The sequence below is a fragment of the Alphaproteobacteria bacterium genome (assembly GCA_017308135.1).
GTDB lineage: Bacteria > Pseudomonadota > Alphaproteobacteria > CACIAM-22H2 > CACIAM-22H2 > Tagaea.
The window spans coordinates 108561-122055 of sequence record JAFKFM010000006.1; the positions used below are offsets into that span (position 1 = coordinate 108561).

Sequence of the window (13495 nt, forward strand, 5' to 3'; positions counted from 1 at the left end):
GATGCTCCCCGACGATACCGTCATCTACGCCGTCGGCGACGTGCATGGCTATGCCGATATCCTCGACACGCTGCATGATCGCATCCGCGAGGATGCGGCCAAACGCGATGCCACGCGCCGCGTGCTGATCCATCTGGGCGACTATGTCGATCGCGGCCCGGACTCGAAGGGCGTGCTGGAACGCTTGACGCGCGATTGGCCGGGCTTCGAGCGCGCCGATCTGATGGGCAATCACGAAGCCCTGATGCTCGATTTCATCGACGACACGCGCGAGCCCGATTTGTGGTTCCGCAACGGCGGGCTGGAGACGATGGAAAGCTACGGCGTCGCCCGGAACCTTTCCCCGGCCGAGCAGCGCGCCGGCCTGACCGCCGCCTTGGGCGAAGCGGGCCTTGCCCAGCTGCGCGCCCTCAAAAGCCATCACCGGGTCGGCGGCTATTTCTTCGCCCATGCCGGGGTGCGCCCCGGCGTGCCGCTGGACGCCCAATCGCCGCTGGACCTGATGTGGATCCGCGAGGCCTTTTGGGGCGAAGAATTCGACCCCGGGGCGGTGGTCGTCCACGGCCACACGATTCGTCCGGAACCCCAGGATTTCCGGCATCGGATCGGCATCGATCTGGGCGTTTACCGCAACTTCCGGCTAGGGGCGGCCGTACTGCACGGCAGCCGCCGGGAATTCCTGATCGTCGAAGACGTTGTACGTCAAGCCCGGTCCTGATATCCGGGCACGGCATTAAACCCGAAGGGTTTCCGAACATGGCCTTGCGCAAGCGTATCCTGATCACCGGCGGCGCCGGTTTCCTCGGCTCGCATCTGTCCGAACGGCTGGTCGCCGCCGGGCACGACGTGCTGTGCGTGGACAACTACTTCACCGGCACGAAGGACAACATCGCGCATCTGTTCGGCAACCCGCATTTCGAGGTGCTGCGCCACGACGTGACCTTCCCGCTCTATCTGGAGGTCGACGAGATCTACAACCTCGCCTGCCCGGCCTCGCCCATCCACTATCAATTCGATCCGGTGCAAACGACCAAGACCTCGGTCCACGGCGCCATCAACATGCTGGGCCTCGCCAAGCGCGTGAAGGCGAAGATCTTCCAGGCCTCGACGTCGGAAGTCTACGGCGATCCGGAAGTGCATCCGCAGCCGGAGGAATATCGCGGCAACGTCAACCCGATCGGCCCGCGCGCCTGCTACGACGAAGGCAAGCGCTGCGCCGAGACGTTGTTCTTCGACTATCACCGCCAGCACGGCGTGAAGATCAAGGTCGCGCGCATCTTCAACACCTACGGCCCGCGCATGCACCCCAACGACGGGCGCGTGGTGTCGAACTTCATCGTCCAGGCGCTGAAGGGCCAGGACATCACGATCTATGGCGACGGCGCGCAGACGCGCAGCTTCTGCTATGTCGACGATCTGATCGAAGGCTTCGTGCGCCTGATGGACAGCCCCGATACCGTCACGGGCCCGATCAATCTCGGCAACCCCGTCGAATTCACGATCAAGCAGCTCGCCGAACGTGTGATCGACCTCACGGGGGCGAAATCGAAGCTCGTGCAGCGCCCGCTGCCGGCGGATGATCCCATGCAGCGCAAGCCGATCATCGACAAGGCGCAGAAGATCCTGGGCTGGCAGCCCAAGATCCAGCTCGACGAAGGCCTCAAAAAGACGATCGGCTATTTCGACGCGCTGCTGAAGACCAACCGCGCGATCGCGTCGGTCGGCGCGAAGGCGTGATCTAGAATTCGACGACCTTGCCGTCGTCGGCGGTTTCGCAAGCGGTCTCGCCCAAGCGCGCGAGCAACTCCGCGCTCATATGCGTGAGGATCGTGCGCTTGGCGCCGATCTCGGCCAGACGCGCTTCCAGCGTGCGCCAGTCGAGATGGTATTTGACCTTCTTGTCGAAGAAATACGCCTCGCACACGAATAGATCGGCGTTCTTCGCCGCCGGGATCAGCGTATCGACCCATTCGGTATCGCCCGAATAGCAGAACACCTTGCCGTCGGCTTCGATGCGATAGGCGTAAGGCGGCCCGCCCGACCAATGCACCACCTCGAACGGCGTCGCCGTGAACCCCGCCACGTCGTGCGGCGTTTCGGGCGACAGCTCGGCGATCGAGAGTTCGTAAGGGCGCTTGGCTTGGGTCGAGCCCGGAAAGAAATTCTCGCACGCCTCCAGCAGGCGCTTCTCGAATCCCGGCGGACCGTAGAGCTTCAACGGCCGCGCGCGCTTGGTGACGAGCTGCGCGTCGAGCAGGAAGAACGGCAAGCCGCCGAAATGATCGCCGTGCAGATGCGTGACGAGCACGGCGTCGATCGTCGCCGGATCGATTCCGAATTTTCGGATCGCGATCATCGACGATGCACCACAATCGACCAGGATGCGTTTGGCGCCGCTTTCCAGCAGGATACAGGTGTTGAACCGGCCGCCGGAGCCGAACGCGTCACCCGATCCCAGAAACGTCAGCTTCATTCCTTGACCCGCTGATAGAGCCGGAAATCCCCGCGCGAGGCGACCAGATGCCAGCCGACCTTCTCGGGCTCGGGCCCGAGATAGGTTTCGACATACCAGGTCGAATCCGCGAACCATTCGATGCCGAGCTTGTCGAGATAGTCCCACATGTTGCGTCGCCAGGCGAGCGCGTCCGGGTTCACCTTGCCGTCGATATTGACGACCTGATCGCGCAGGAAGCCGAGCGTGCCCGATTGGCCGCCCGCGACCAATTCGCCAGGTGCCACGAATTCCTCGACCAGTTCGACTTGGGTGTGATGTGCCGACGCGCCGAACGGCGTCCAATTCTTCCACGCGAGCAGCAGCAGCACCGCCATGACCGCCGCCGCGCTCCCGCCCAGCACGGGCACGGCTTTGGGCGCCGTGCGCATCAGGATCACCGGTACGAAGACGAAGGCGAGTAGCGACAAGGGTGCGAAGTAGCGGATGTAGAACCAATCCGCGAAGAAGGTGAGCCAGTAATAGAAGACGAGCGCCGCATAGGAAGCGAGCAACACGCCGGGAAAGCCGAGATCGCCCGCGGGGCGCCATTTCTTGCGCCAGATCAGCAGGCCGAGCGCCGCCAAGGCCACGACGCGCGCGATTTCCGCCCAGCGATCCTCGTAGGCGCCGGCGAAGATCCACGGCATCGCCACGCTGGCAAGCGCCCAGAAGGCGCTGAGCGTCCGGTCGAGCGAGACCAGCGTTTCCTGCTGCGCGAAGCCCGATGTCGGCATCGGATGGCCGAAGACCAACGCGTTGTAGAGCCACCAGGGCAAGGACACGATCACCGCCGTCCCGCCGACCACGAAGCAGCGGCGGATCGCATCGGGTAGGCCGGTGCGCAAACCCCGGCGCAGCTCGTCCGCACACAGAACGGCGACGAACACCGCCGCATCGATCCGTGTCAGCACGACCAAGCCGAGTGCGAGGCCCAGCAGCGCTTCGCGCGGCCAATGCCCACGCCAGTCGCGCCGGTGCAAGGCCCAGATTGCGGCGTAAAGCGTGAGCTGCAATCCGGTTTCGAGCCCGGTGTAGAAATCGTTATAGGCCTTGATCGCCGCGAGATAGCCGAGTGCGGCGAGCGGGCCGGCGATGCGATCGTCCTTGCCCGCATAGCTTTTTGCCAGATGCGCCACCAGCAACGCGCCCGCGACATGCACCAAGGTCGCCAGCGCGAAGAACACGCGCAAGCCGCCGATCGTATCGCCGCCCGCGAGCGCAAACCCCGCCGCTTCGATAAAGGTGAACAGCGGCTGGAAGCCGTTCGTCCAGGTCAGGCCGTCGATCGTAATTCCACGGTGCGTCGCCACGTTGCGCGCGACGGTCAGCGCGTACCAGCCATCCTCCGCGATCGGCGTGCCGATCAGGGCGGCTTCGGGGCGCATGGCCAGCGCCATATACAAAACCGCGAGCGTCAGCGCGGCGAAGGTCGCAAAACGGGACATGGCGGAGATTTGGCGCGCGTCAAGCCCGGGACAAGGCGACGCTGCCGATTCCCGCCCCGATCAGCGCGCATGCACCCGTGCGGTTGACGATCGTCATCGTGCGGGGACCTGCGAAGGCCTTCCGCGCGCGCGACGCGGCCAGCGCGTAGCCCAGCACATTGGCGAAGGCCATCACGATGAAGGTCGCGCAGAAAATGGAAAGCTGCAGCGTCACGTCGCCCATTGGATCGAGGAATTGCGGCAAGAAAGCGACGAAAAAAGTTATGCCTTTCGGGTTGAGCGCCGTGACGAGCCAAGCGTGGCCGAGCATCTTTGCGGCCGAGGCCGTGTCTTGCGCAGGCGCGGCCGCCAGCGTGCCGCCCGCCCGCCACAGCTTGACGCCGAGATAGACGAGATAGATTGCCCCGGCCCATTTGAGGATCGCGAACGCCGTGGCCGATGCGGCGAGCAACGCGCCCACGCCGATCATCGACAACGTCATCGCGGTGAAGTCGCCCAGCGCCACGCCGATCGCCATGGGCAGTGCCGCGCGCCAGCCTTGGCCCAGCGCGTAGGACACGACCAACAGAATCGTCGGTCCGGGGATGAGGAGCAGCACGGCCGAAGCCGCGACGAAAGCCAGCCAGATTTCGATCGCCATGGCGGCGATCTAACGCAGGGTTCCCGTTCCCAGGCAAGAAGCCGTTATTCGCCGTTACGCGGTTTCGCGCGGGGCGTGCTTGGCCAGGATGCGCTGGAGCGTGCGGCGATGCATGTTCAAGCGCCGCGCGGTTTCCGACACGTTGCGCTCGCATTGCTCGAACACGCGCTGGATATGCTCCCAGCGCACGCGATCGGCCGACATCGGATGTTCGGGCGGCTGGGGCAGTGCACGGTCGCCCGCGTTCAACGCCGCGTCGATCACATCGGCATCGGCGGGTTTGGGAATGTAATCGACGGCCCCGGCTTTGATCGCGGCGACGGAAGTCGCGATGTTGCCGTAGCCGGTGAGGATCACGACGCGCGAATCGGGGGCGGCGGCGCGGATACGCGGCACGAGATCGAGGCCCGAGCCGTCGCCCAATTTCAAATCGACGACCGCGCATTCGGGCGAATAACCGCCCGCCAAGGCGGCATCGGCCGCCGCGATCGATTCGGCCATCGTGACCGCATAGCCGCGCCGTTCCATCGCGCGCGCCAGGCGCAGGCGGAAGGCCTCGTCGTCCTCGACGATCAGCAATTTGCGGGTGGCGACAATGGCCGCCGGGGCTTGCATATCCATGGTGCTTCCTTACGCGAAACGCGCCTTCGGCCAGCGCACCGAAACGCGCGCCCCGCCTTCCTCGCGATTGCCCCAGGATACAGTACCCCCCGTGCGCGATAGCAAGGTGCTTGCGATGAACACGCCCAGCCCCATGTGCTCGCCGTCGCCCACGCGGGTGGAGACGTAAGGCTCGCCCAGCCGCGCCAAAATCTCCGGCGGGAAACCCGGCCCGTCGTCCTCGATCTCCACGCCGACGAATTCCTCGTCCGACCAGGCGAAAATCTCGACCTTCTCGTGGGCAAACGTAGCGGCATTTTCCACAAGCGTTCCCAGCGCTTGCACGATTTCCGGCGTGCGCGCGATCGGCGGTTCGTTGCCGTCCTCGAAATCCTGATCGAGTTCGACCGGCACGCCGCGCGCGTAGCGATCCGCGATCTCGCGCAACAACACGGGTAGCGGAGGGCGCGGAAACGGGTTGCCTTCCGGCCCGCCGCCTTCGGGTTTGGCGGCCAGGCGCGCCAATATGTCGCGGCAGCGCATCGTCTCGCGCAGCAGCAAATCGGCGTCGGATTTAAGATCGCCCTCGGGCAAGTCGCGCGCGATTTCCTTAGCGACCACCGCGATGGTGGCGAGCGGCGTGCCAAGTTCATGCGCGGCGGCGGCGGCCAATCCGCCAACCGCACTCATCCGCTGTTCGCGCGCAAGGGCGGCTTGCGCCGCCCCAAACGCGTCGGACATTTGCCGCGCTTCGCCGGCGAGCCGCGCCACATAAGCGGCGACGAACACGATCGTCGTCGCCATCGCGAACCACACGCCGATGCGCAATTCCAACGGCAGCGCCAAGCCTTCGGGCCGCCACGGCAAAGGCTGGTGCCAAATGGCGAGCAACGTCGCGAGCCCCATCGCCAGCACGCCCAGCACCACCGTGACCACACGCGACAGCGACGCCGCCGCGACCGCGACGGGGGCGACCATCAGCACCGCGAACGGGTTCTGCAAGCCGCCGGTGAAATAGAGCAGCGTGGCGAGCTGCATCACGTCGTAGGCGAGAACCGCACCCGCCGCGCGGTCGTCCAACCGCCCGGCTTGCGGCCGGTCGAAGGTCAGCACGGCGTTGAGCAGCGCCGAGATCGCGATGGCGCCCAAAGTCGGGAACAGCGCGAAATGGAATCCGAGACCGTAATAGGTGCCGAGCACGGCGGCGGTCTGGCCCGCGATGGCGATCCAGCGCACGACCACGAGCGTGCGCAGACGCACGCGGCCCAACGGCGGCGGCGGGGCGATGTTTTGCGGCGGTGGCTTCGAAACGGCGGTCACGCGTGCTTTCTCGTTGTCCCTTTGCCTTTGGCGGCAAGGCGGGCCATATACATTGCCATGACCATCGCCGCGATCAATGTCCGCGACCTGACCAAGCGTTTCCGCGACGATACGCCGCCGGCCGTCGACGGAATTTCGTTCACCGTACCACGCGGCCAGGTCGTCGGCCTGCTCGGCGGCAACGGCGCGGGCAAGACGACGACGATCTCGATGCTGCTGGGAATTTTGATCCCCACCGCCGGCACGATCGAAATCCTCGGCGTCGATATGCGCCGCGACCGCTATTCCGCTTTACCGCGGCTCAATTTCTCCTCGCCCTATGTCGACCTGCCCTCGCGCCTGACGGTGCGCGAGAATCTCGACGTGTTCGGCGGACTCTACGGCGTGCGCGACCTTAAAGCGCGGATCGGCGAGCTCGCCGAATTGCTTGACCTCACGGCGTTTCTCGACCGCAAGACCGGCTCGCTATCCAGCGGCCAGAAGACGCGCGCGGCGCTGGCCAAGGCGCTCATCAACCGGCCCGAGTTGCTGCTGCTCGACGAGCCGACCGCGAGCCTCGATCCCGACACCGCCGATCGCGTGCGCGGCCATCTCGAAACCTACGCGCGCACCCAAGGCGCTGCGATCCTGCTCGCCTCGCACAACATGGCCGAGGTCGAGCGTCTCTGCGCCGACGTGCTGATGATGAAATCGGGGCGGATCGTCGATCGCGGCTCGCCCGCCGACCTCATCGCGCGCTACGGGCGCGACGATATGGAACAGGTCTTCTTGGATGTGGCGCGCGGCACGGCGCAGGTAGCAGCACAATGAGCGGATCTTTCGGCCGTATCGGCGCGATGACGCGCCGGCATCTTTATCTCTTCCGCTCGTCCTGGACGCGGGTCTTCGACCTCGTCTACTGGCCCGTGCTGCAGATGACGATTTGGGGCTTCGTCACCGTGTTCTTGAACCAGCATTCCAACTGGTTCGCGAACGCGGCGGGCGTGCTGATCGGCGCCGTGCTGCTGTGGGACGTGCTCGTGCGCTCGCAATTCGGACTGACACTATCGCTGCTCGAGGAAATGTGGTCGCGCAACCTCGCCAATCTTTTCGTGTCGCCCTTGCGGCCGTGGGAATTCGCGGCGTCGCTGATGCTGCTCTCCGTCACGCGCTCGATGATCGGCGTGCTGCCGGCGGCCCTGCTGGCGATCCCGCTGTTCGCCTATTCGGTCTTCGATCTCGGCCTGCCGCTGCTCGCCTTCTGGATGATGCTGGTCATGCTGGGCTGGTCGATCGGGTTGCTGATCGGCGCGCTGCTATTCCGCTTCGGCCTCGCCGCCGAAAGCTATGCTTGGGCCTCGATCTTCATCATCCAGCCGATTTCGGGCGTCTGGTATCCGGTGTCGGTGCTGCCCGAATGGCTGAAGCCGCTCGCGTGGTCCCTGCCCTCGACCTATGTGTTCGAGGGCATGCGCGCGGTCATGATCGACAAGGTGTTCCGCTGGGATCTGTTGGCGCAAGCCTTCGCGCTGAACCTGGTCATCATGGCGCTGGCTTTCGGCGCGTTCCTGTTCGCCTTTACCCGCGCGCGCCAACGCGGGCAGCTGCTGCAATCCAGCGAATAAGGCGTCAGCGTCCGATCAGCGATTTCGCGTGGCGCTTGCAGAGTGCCGCGATCGCGTCGGCCGCGCGGCGCACGGCCGCGACGCGCCGCAGATCGCGATGCACGACGAGATACATATCCTCGTCGAGATCGGCGAGGCGCGGGCCGATGCGCTGCAAGGTCGGCTCCGCATCGCCCAGATGGCAGGGCAGCAACGTGGCGCCCAACCCGTCCAGGACCGCTTGGTGGCGTAGAACGGTCTCCGACACGCGGCACACGACGCGCACGCGCTTGGCGATATCGGCCGAATAGCGCGCTTGCGCGGAAATCTCCGACCCCGTTTCGCGCGCGATAAAGTCGATCCCGTCCATGCCGTCCGCCGGCTTGCGGCCCGTGCGCGCGAGATAGGCTTTGGACACGTAGATCGCGTTGCCCACGCGGCCGATTTTGCGCCCGGTCAGATCATGCGCGTCGGGCAGCGATTGCATGCGCAAGGCGATATCCGCTTCGCGGCGCGCAAGATCGACCGAACGGCGCGTGGGCTTCAGCACCAAGGGCGTGCCGGCGAGCTTGGCCTGCAATTCGCCGAAATGGCGGACCATGAACCACGCGATCGAATTGACCGAGGTGACGACGACCGGCCGCAATTCGGGTTCGGCGGCGAGTTTGGCGCGGCGCAGGATCGTGGCCGCGTCGTCGTCCATCGCGTTGGCGCCGTCGAGCGTCTCGCGGCCCAGCGCCGTCAACCGCAGCGCGTTGGGCAAACGGTCGAACAGCGGCGCGCCGAGCGTGGCTTCCAACGCGCGCAGATGACGGCCAAGCGTGGCTTGACTCAATCGCGTCGCCTTGGCCGCTTTGGCGAGGCTGCCTTCGCGGGCGATGGCGAGGAAGGCGCGGATATCGTTCCAGTCGGGGTCGGTCATTTCCTCCATCGTCGCGCGATCCGCGCGAAGAGGGAAGGCGCAACGGGCAACCGCACAGGCACGGCTTCGCCGATACGCGGCGGGCGCTGATAACCATGGGCGGCAAGGCAAAGATCGATGAAGGGTGCGAATTTCATGGGGCGCAGATTGCCCCAAACCGCACGCTGGCATGGCCCCATAACTTCGCGCCCTACCCGCGCAGAATCGAGGGGCTTACGCTTTGCCGTCGACGCCCGCGTCGGCGAATGTCGCCATGCCGGTATGGCAAGCGATCGCCGCCTTGACCACGCCGAGGGCGAGTGCCGCGCCCGAGCCTTCGCCCAAGCGCATGCCAAGATCGAACAGCGGCTGTTTTCCGATGCGGTCGAGCAAGCGCCGATGCCCGGGCTCGGCCGACATGTGGGCCACCATGCAATGGTCGAGCGCGTGTTCGTCGAGCGCGTAAAGCACCGACGCGGCGGCCGTGCAGGCGAAGCCGTCGAGCAGCACGGGCGTGCGCGCCAAGCGTGCGGCCATCACCGCCCCCGCGATCGCCGCGAGTTCGAGCCCGCCGACGCGCGCCAGCACGTCCAACGGATCGCGCTTCTCGGCGAAATGCAGCTTCAGCGCGCCGTCGATCACGGCTTTCTTATGCGCGAGGGCATCGCCCGCCACCCCAGTCCCCGGCCCGACCCAATCTTGCGCGTCGCCGCCGAACAGCCCCGCGCAAATCGCCGAGGCCGAGGCCGTGTTCGCGATACCCATCTCGCCCAGGCACAGAATGTCGAGATTGGGCTCCACCGCCATCATGCCGTAGGCCATGGCGCGCGCGGCATCCTCCTCGCTCATCGCCGGGCCTTTGGAGAAATCGGCCGTCGGTTTCTCGAGCGCCATTTCGTAGACGCGCAGATCCGCGTCGAACAGCGTGCTCAGCTGATTGACCGCCGCCCCGCCGGAGACGAAGTTCCGCACCATCTGCGCGGTCACGGATGGCGGAAACGCCGATACGCCCTGCGCGGCGATCCCGTGATTGGCGGCGAAGACCGCGACGCGCGGATGATCGGCTTTCGGGCGCGCTTTGCCCTGCCAAGTCGCCATCCAGGCGGAAATCTCCTCCAGCCGGCCCAGCGCCCCCGGCGGTTTGGTGAGCTGGCCTTCGCGCGCGGCGGCTTGGGCGGCGGCTTCGCGATCTGGGCCGGGAAAGGACGCAAGCACCGCGCGGATTTCGGCGAAGTTCGCGACGGGTCCTTTGGGCTGGGTCATGGCGGCGCTTTCGGCTGGAATTGCCCGGGTGGCCGTCCTATCTTCCCGCGCCTTTTCAAGCAAGGCTTCAACATCGAAATGTCCGACTTCGTCGACCACCGCCCCGGCCTGGGCAACGAGCTTCGCCTGGCGCTGGCGTTTTTGACGCGTCTGCCGGTCCGCCTGCCCCAGCATGTCGCCGAGGCGCCGTTGGCGGCCGCCGTGCGCGCATTTCCGATCGCGGGCGTGCCGGTCGCCTTGGCCGGTGGGGCGGCTTTCGCCCTGCCCTGGGCCTTGGGCTTGCCGACTTTGTTCGCGGCGTTGCTGGCGGTCGCGGCGATGACGGCGATGACCGGCGCGCTGCACGAAGACGGGCTTGCCGATTTCGCCGACTCGACCGGTGCCCGCGACCCTGCGCGGCGTTTGGCCATCATGCGCGACAGCCGGATCGGCACGTTCGGCGTGCTGGCTTTAATTTTCGCCATCTTCATGCGTGTGGTGCTGATCGCCGACAGCCTGGACCCGTGGGACGCGCTGTGCGTGATGCTCGCCGCGTCGTGCTTCAGCCGCGCTTGCGTCGTCCATGCGATGCACGTCTTGCCGATGGTGCGCGAGGACGGGCTGGCGCATGGCGCCGGGCGCCCCGCGCAAGGGCGGATGCTCGACACGATCGCCATCGGGGCGGCGTTCCTGTTTTTCGCGGGACCGTTGGGCGCTGCGTTGGGATTCGTCGCCGGTGCGGCGGCGACCTTCGCGGTCGAGCGGTTCGCGCGCAAACATATCGGCGGGCAAACCGGCGACGTGCTAGGTGCGGTTCAGCAGATCTCCGAAATCGCGATACTGAGCGCGGCGCTGGCCGCGACCCTTTGGTGGTGACAAATATGGACAATATGATCGAAACGCCGGTTTTCCTGGTGCGCCACGCGCCCGTCGTGGGCCAGGCCGGGCGCTGCTACGGCATTACGGACGTGGAATGCGACACGACCGACGCGCGCGCCTTCGAAGGCCTCGCACGCATCCTGCCGGGGGCCGACGCGCTGTGGACGGTGACACCCTTGTCGCGCACCGTGCGCACCGCCAATGCGGTGTGGGCGGCGCGTCAAGTTTCGGCGCCCGATTACCGGATCGTGCCAGGCTTGATCGAGCAAAGCTTCGGCGATTGGCAAGGCAAGACCTACGCCGAGCTTGGCGCCTATGGTCAGGGCGACGCGCGCAACACGCATCGCCATTGGCTGACGATGGCGGAGATCAAGCCCGAGAACGGCGAAAGCTTCCTCGAAGTTTGCGCGCGCGTCGCCGCCGCGCTGGACGAAACGGTCGCCAGCGCCAAGGGACGCCCCATCGCGATGGTCTGCCATGGCGGCGTGGTGCGCGCGGCCCTATCGCATGTGCTGGGGATCGCGCCCGAAGCGGCGTTGTCGATCGTCGTCGACACGCTGTCGGTCACGCGCGTCGACCGATTCGACGGTCCGGGCCGCGGCCACGCGTGGCGCGTGGCCTATGTAAACCGAGACCCGCGCGGCTGAGTTAGGCGAACAGCAAAACCGCGCCGATTGCCGCGATGGCGGCCCCGGCATAGCGCAGCATCGTGTTCGCGAACGTCGCAACCGCGAAACCGGCTGCGTGCAGCAGGCCCGTCGCGGTCAGGAAGCCGATCGCGTAAGGCAGGAAGCTCGCGCCCTCCGCGATTTCGCCGCCATGCGCGGCGCCGTGGAACAGCGCGAACACGCCCGCCAGCACGCCGCCCGCGACGGCGGGCACGCGATCGGCGAAGACGATGGCGAGACCGAAAAGCGCGACCGAGAACGCGATCCCGGTTTCGACCATCGGGAATTCGACGCCCGAAATCGCCAGCACGCCGCCGAACGCCATCGCGATCATGAACGACGCCGGGACCGCGAAGCGCCACACGCTGCCCTTCTGCGCCGCGAAGATGCCGACGGCCAGCATCGCCAGAACATGGTCGAGGCCGAACAGCGGATGCGCGAAGCCCGCCACCATGCCCTCGGTCGCATGACCGGGATGGGCGAAAGCGGGCGTCGCGGCCAAGGTCACGACGGCGGCGGCGATTCGGGCGATCGAGCGGTTCATGCGGGGCGGCTCCGGGTCCGGACGAGAGAAGAAAGAATTGCCGTCAGGCTAGCCCAGGATTTTGCGCAAGGAAAGTCAGCGCAAGACGGCGAGATACTTATCGAGCACCTGATCGAGCTTCGCTCGGTCGGTCATCAGCGACGCGCGCGTGCCCCGGTCGATCTGGATCGACAACTCGTTCTTGCCGCCGAAACGGCGCACGACATCCGAGGCGCCCTTCAGCACAGGGCAGCCCGCACGGTCGGGATCGGCGTCGCGCGTGCCGCACACGAAGGCCCAGCGCGTATCGTCGAATGGGCCCAGGCCGAACTGGCCTTCGCCGATACGCTTGTTGGCGGCGAGGTCGGCCGCCATCGCGCCCGAATTGGGGACGTTCAGCGCGAAGAACTTGCTGCCCGAATTGCGGTCGTAAGCGGCGAGCGCGTAGACATACTCCGCGCCGCGCCCGGTGCCGTAGAGCATCAGCGACCCGGGCCGCATATTCATCGTGCGCAGCACGGCTTCCAGCTCGCGATAGACGATATCGGCTGGCGCTTCGCTGGCGGGGCCCGTCCCCGTGCCGTACCACCATTGCATGGCGACGATGCCCAAGCCCCGGCGGATCAACGTCGCGTGCCAATCCTGCACCTCGGCCGGCGCCCAGCCGTTGCGATCGTGCAGCACCACGACCCAGCCGCGCGGGTTTGGGACCGGCGACCACGTCATCGCGAACAAGCGCCCGTCGCGCGACAGGCGCACTTGCGCGCCGATCTGCTGCGAGAATTTGACCTTGTCCGGCACTTTTTCGGTGGCGATTTGCAGGATCGTATTGGGCATTTGCGCATGCGCGGGCCCCGCCAGCGTCACCGCCAGCGCCAAAATCGCCGCCCCGACAAAGCCTAATCCCCGATACCGCAACGATCTTTCCCCGCCCCGGACGCCATGATAGTAACGGAGCCGCGTCCGAACAGGGAAGAGCGGTGACGCGAAAACCTTAGATTTTGTCGAAGGTTTCCGCCAAACCGACGCTGCCCCCGCAACTGTGAGCGGCGAGATCGCGCCCACCCCCAGCCACTGGGCCGGAAATGTTCCGGTCTGGGAAGGCGGTGCGCGATCGATGACCCCGAGCCAGGAAACCTGCCGGATGCCGATGCGCCGCTGTTGGCGCGTCGCAACGACCGTCCTCGGCGGGAGGAAAGG

General features: G+C 66.2%; 15 protein-coding genes and 1 riboswitch. Of the genes, 6 read left to right on the forward strand and 9 right to left on the reverse strand.

Features of this window, described 5'->3' with window-relative positions:
• Window position 1 precedes the first annotated feature (1 nt).
• On the forward strand, window positions 2-718 hold the full coding sequence (locus tag J0H39_00735; protein ID MBN9495250.1) for a serine/threonine protein phosphatase: 717 nt from the start codon (window positions 2-4) through the stop codon (window positions 716-718).
• Between the two features lie 38 nt (window positions 719-756).
• Window positions 757-1737, forward strand: a complete 981-nt coding sequence (locus tag J0H39_00740; protein MBN9495251.1) for an SDR family oxidoreductase — start codon at window positions 757-759, stop codon at window positions 1735-1737.
• A gap of 1 nt (window position 1738) precedes the next feature.
• Here the strand turns inward: J0H39_00740 and J0H39_00745 are convergent, their stop codons facing one another.
• Genes J0H39_00745 through J0H39_00765 form a run of 5 tightly spaced genes read right to left on the reverse strand, consistent with a single transcriptional unit; the run spans window position 1739 to window position 6499 of the window.
• On the reverse strand, window positions 1739-2473 hold the full coding sequence (locus tag J0H39_00745) for an MBL fold metallo-hydrolase (GenBank protein ID MBN9495252.1): 735 nt from the start codon (window positions 2471-2473) through the stop codon (window positions 1739-1741).
• The gene (locus J0H39_00750) at window positions 2470-3939 is read right to left on the reverse strand and encodes a hypothetical protein (GenBank protein MBN9495253.1); all 1470 of its coding nucleotides are present in this window, start codon (window positions 3937-3939) and stop codon (window positions 2470-2472) included. The genes J0H39_00745 and J0H39_00750 overlap by 4 nt, the downstream gene beginning before the upstream one ends.
• A gap of 19 nt (window positions 3940-3958) precedes the next feature.
• Window positions 3959-4579, reverse strand: coding sequence for a LysE family translocator (locus J0H39_00755; protein MBN9495254.1), 621 nt, complete (start codon window positions 4577-4579; stop codon window positions 3959-3961).
• A 54-nt stretch (window positions 4580-4633) separates the two neighbouring features.
• The gene (locus J0H39_00760) at window positions 4634-5200 is read right to left on the reverse strand and encodes an ActR/PrrA/RegA family redox response regulator transcription factor (GenBank protein ID MBN9495255.1); all 567 of its coding nucleotides are present in this window, start codon (window positions 5198-5200) and stop codon (window positions 4634-4636) included.
• Between the two features lie 9 nt (window positions 5201-5209).
• Complete coding sequence (locus tag J0H39_00765) at window positions 5210-6499, reverse strand: ActS/PrrB/RegB family redox-sensitive histidine kinase (GenBank protein ID MBN9495256.1); 1290 nt, start codon at window positions 6497-6499, stop codon at window positions 5210-5212.
• A 57-nt stretch (window positions 6500-6556) separates the two neighbouring features.
• Between J0H39_00765 and J0H39_00770 the strand changes: the two genes are divergently transcribed.
• The gene (locus J0H39_00770) at window positions 6557-7309 is read left to right on the forward strand and encodes an ABC transporter ATP-binding protein (GenBank protein ID MBN9495257.1); all 753 of its coding nucleotides are present in this window, start codon (window positions 6557-6559) and stop codon (window positions 7307-7309) included.
• Window positions 7306-8103, forward strand: a complete 798-nt coding sequence (locus J0H39_00775) for an ABC transporter permease (protein MBN9495258.1) — start codon at window positions 7306-7308, stop codon at window positions 8101-8103. The genes J0H39_00770 and J0H39_00775 overlap by 4 nt, the downstream gene beginning before the upstream one ends.
• Before the next feature lie 4 nt (window positions 8104-8107).
• Here J0H39_00775 and J0H39_00780 read toward each other — a convergent pair whose 3' ends face one another.
• Together J0H39_00780 and cobT are read right to left on the reverse strand one after the other, a co-directional pair.
• Window positions 8108-9004 carry a LysR family transcriptional regulator gene (locus tag J0H39_00780; protein ID MBN9495259.1) on the reverse strand — a complete coding sequence of 299 codons (897 nt, stop codon included), beginning with the start codon at window positions 9002-9004 and terminating at the stop codon, window positions 8108-8110.
• A gap of 213 nt (window positions 9005-9217) precedes the next feature.
• On the reverse strand, window positions 9218-10246 hold the full coding sequence (cobT, locus tag J0H39_00785; protein ID MBN9495260.1) for a nicotinate-nucleotide--dimethylbenzimidazole phosphoribosyltransferase: 1029 nt from the start codon (window positions 10244-10246) through the stop codon (window positions 9218-9220).
• Between the two features lie 78 nt (window positions 10247-10324).
• On the opposite strand from cobT, the gene cobS reads away from it, so the two are divergent.
• Both cobS and J0H39_00795 read left to right on the forward strand, forming a co-directional pair.
• The gene (gene cobS / locus J0H39_00790; GenBank protein MBN9495261.1) at window positions 10325-11101 is read left to right on the forward strand and encodes an adenosylcobinamide-GDP ribazoletransferase; all 777 of its coding nucleotides are present in this window, start codon (window positions 10325-10327) and stop codon (window positions 11099-11101) included.
• A gap of 5 nt (window positions 11102-11106) precedes the next feature.
• A complete protein-coding gene (locus J0H39_00795) occupies window positions 11107-11751 on the forward strand; it encodes a histidine phosphatase family protein (protein MBN9495262.1) in 645 nt (214 codons plus the stop codon).
• A gap of 1 nt (window position 11752) precedes the next feature.
• On the opposite strand, the gene J0H39_00800 is transcribed toward J0H39_00795, so the two are convergent.
• Window positions 11753-12316, reverse strand: coding sequence for a HupE/UreJ family protein (locus J0H39_00800; protein MBN9495263.1), 564 nt, complete (start codon window positions 12314-12316; stop codon window positions 11753-11755).
• A 75-nt stretch (window positions 12317-12391) separates the two neighbouring features.
• On the reverse strand, window positions 12392-13213 hold the full coding sequence (locus J0H39_00805; protein ID MBN9495264.1) for a hypothetical protein: 822 nt from the start codon (window positions 13211-13213) through the stop codon (window positions 12392-12394).
• Window positions 13213-13455: riboswitch (cobalamin riboswitch) on the forward strand. Its footprint overlaps the gene before it by 1 nt.
• Window positions 13456-13495 lie beyond the last annotated feature (40 nt).

Coding starts and splice junctions, on each gene's coding strand:
- J0H39_00735 (MBN9495250.1), top strand. CDS start 2: ATGCTCCCCGACGATACCGTCATCTACGCCGTCGGCGACGTGCATGGC.
- J0H39_00740 (MBN9495251.1), top strand. CDS start 757: ATGGCCTTGCGCAAGCGTATCCTGATCACCGGCGGCGCCGGTTTCCTC.
- J0H39_00745 (MBN9495252.1), bottom strand. CDS start 2,473: ATGAAGCTGACGTTTCTGGGATCGGGTGACGCGTTCGGCTCCGGCGGC.
- J0H39_00750 (MBN9495253.1), bottom strand. CDS start 3,939: ATGTCCCGTTTTGCGACCTTCGCCGCGCTGACGCTCGCGGTTTTGTAT.
- J0H39_00755 (MBN9495254.1), bottom strand. CDS start 4,579: ATGGCGATCGAAATCTGGCTGGCTTTCGTCGCGGCTTCGGCCGTGCTG.
- J0H39_00760 (MBN9495255.1), bottom strand. CDS start 5,200: ATGGATATGCAAGCCCCGGCGGCCATTGTCGCCACCCGCAAATTGCTG.
- J0H39_00770 (MBN9495257.1), top strand. CDS start 6,557: ATGACCATCGCCGCGATCAATGTCCGCGACCTGACCAAGCGTTTCCGC.
- J0H39_00775 (MBN9495258.1), top strand. CDS start 7,306: ATGAGCGGATCTTTCGGCCGTATCGGCGCGATGACGCGCCGGCATCTT.
- J0H39_00780 (MBN9495259.1), bottom strand. CDS start 9,004: ATGACCGACCCCGACTGGAACGATATCCGCGCCTTCCTCGCCATCGCC.
- cobT (MBN9495260.1), bottom strand. CDS start 10,246: ATGACCCAGCCCAAAGGACCCGTCGCGAACTTCGCCGAAATCCGCGCG.
- cobS (MBN9495261.1), top strand. CDS start 10,325: ATGTCCGACTTCGTCGACCACCGCCCCGGCCTGGGCAACGAGCTTCGC.
- J0H39_00795 (MBN9495262.1), top strand. CDS start 11,107: ATGGACAATATGATCGAAACGCCGGTTTTCCTGGTGCGCCACGCGCCC.
- J0H39_00800 (MBN9495263.1), bottom strand. CDS start 12,316: ATGAACCGCTCGATCGCCCGAATCGCCGCCGCCGTCGTGACCTTGGCC.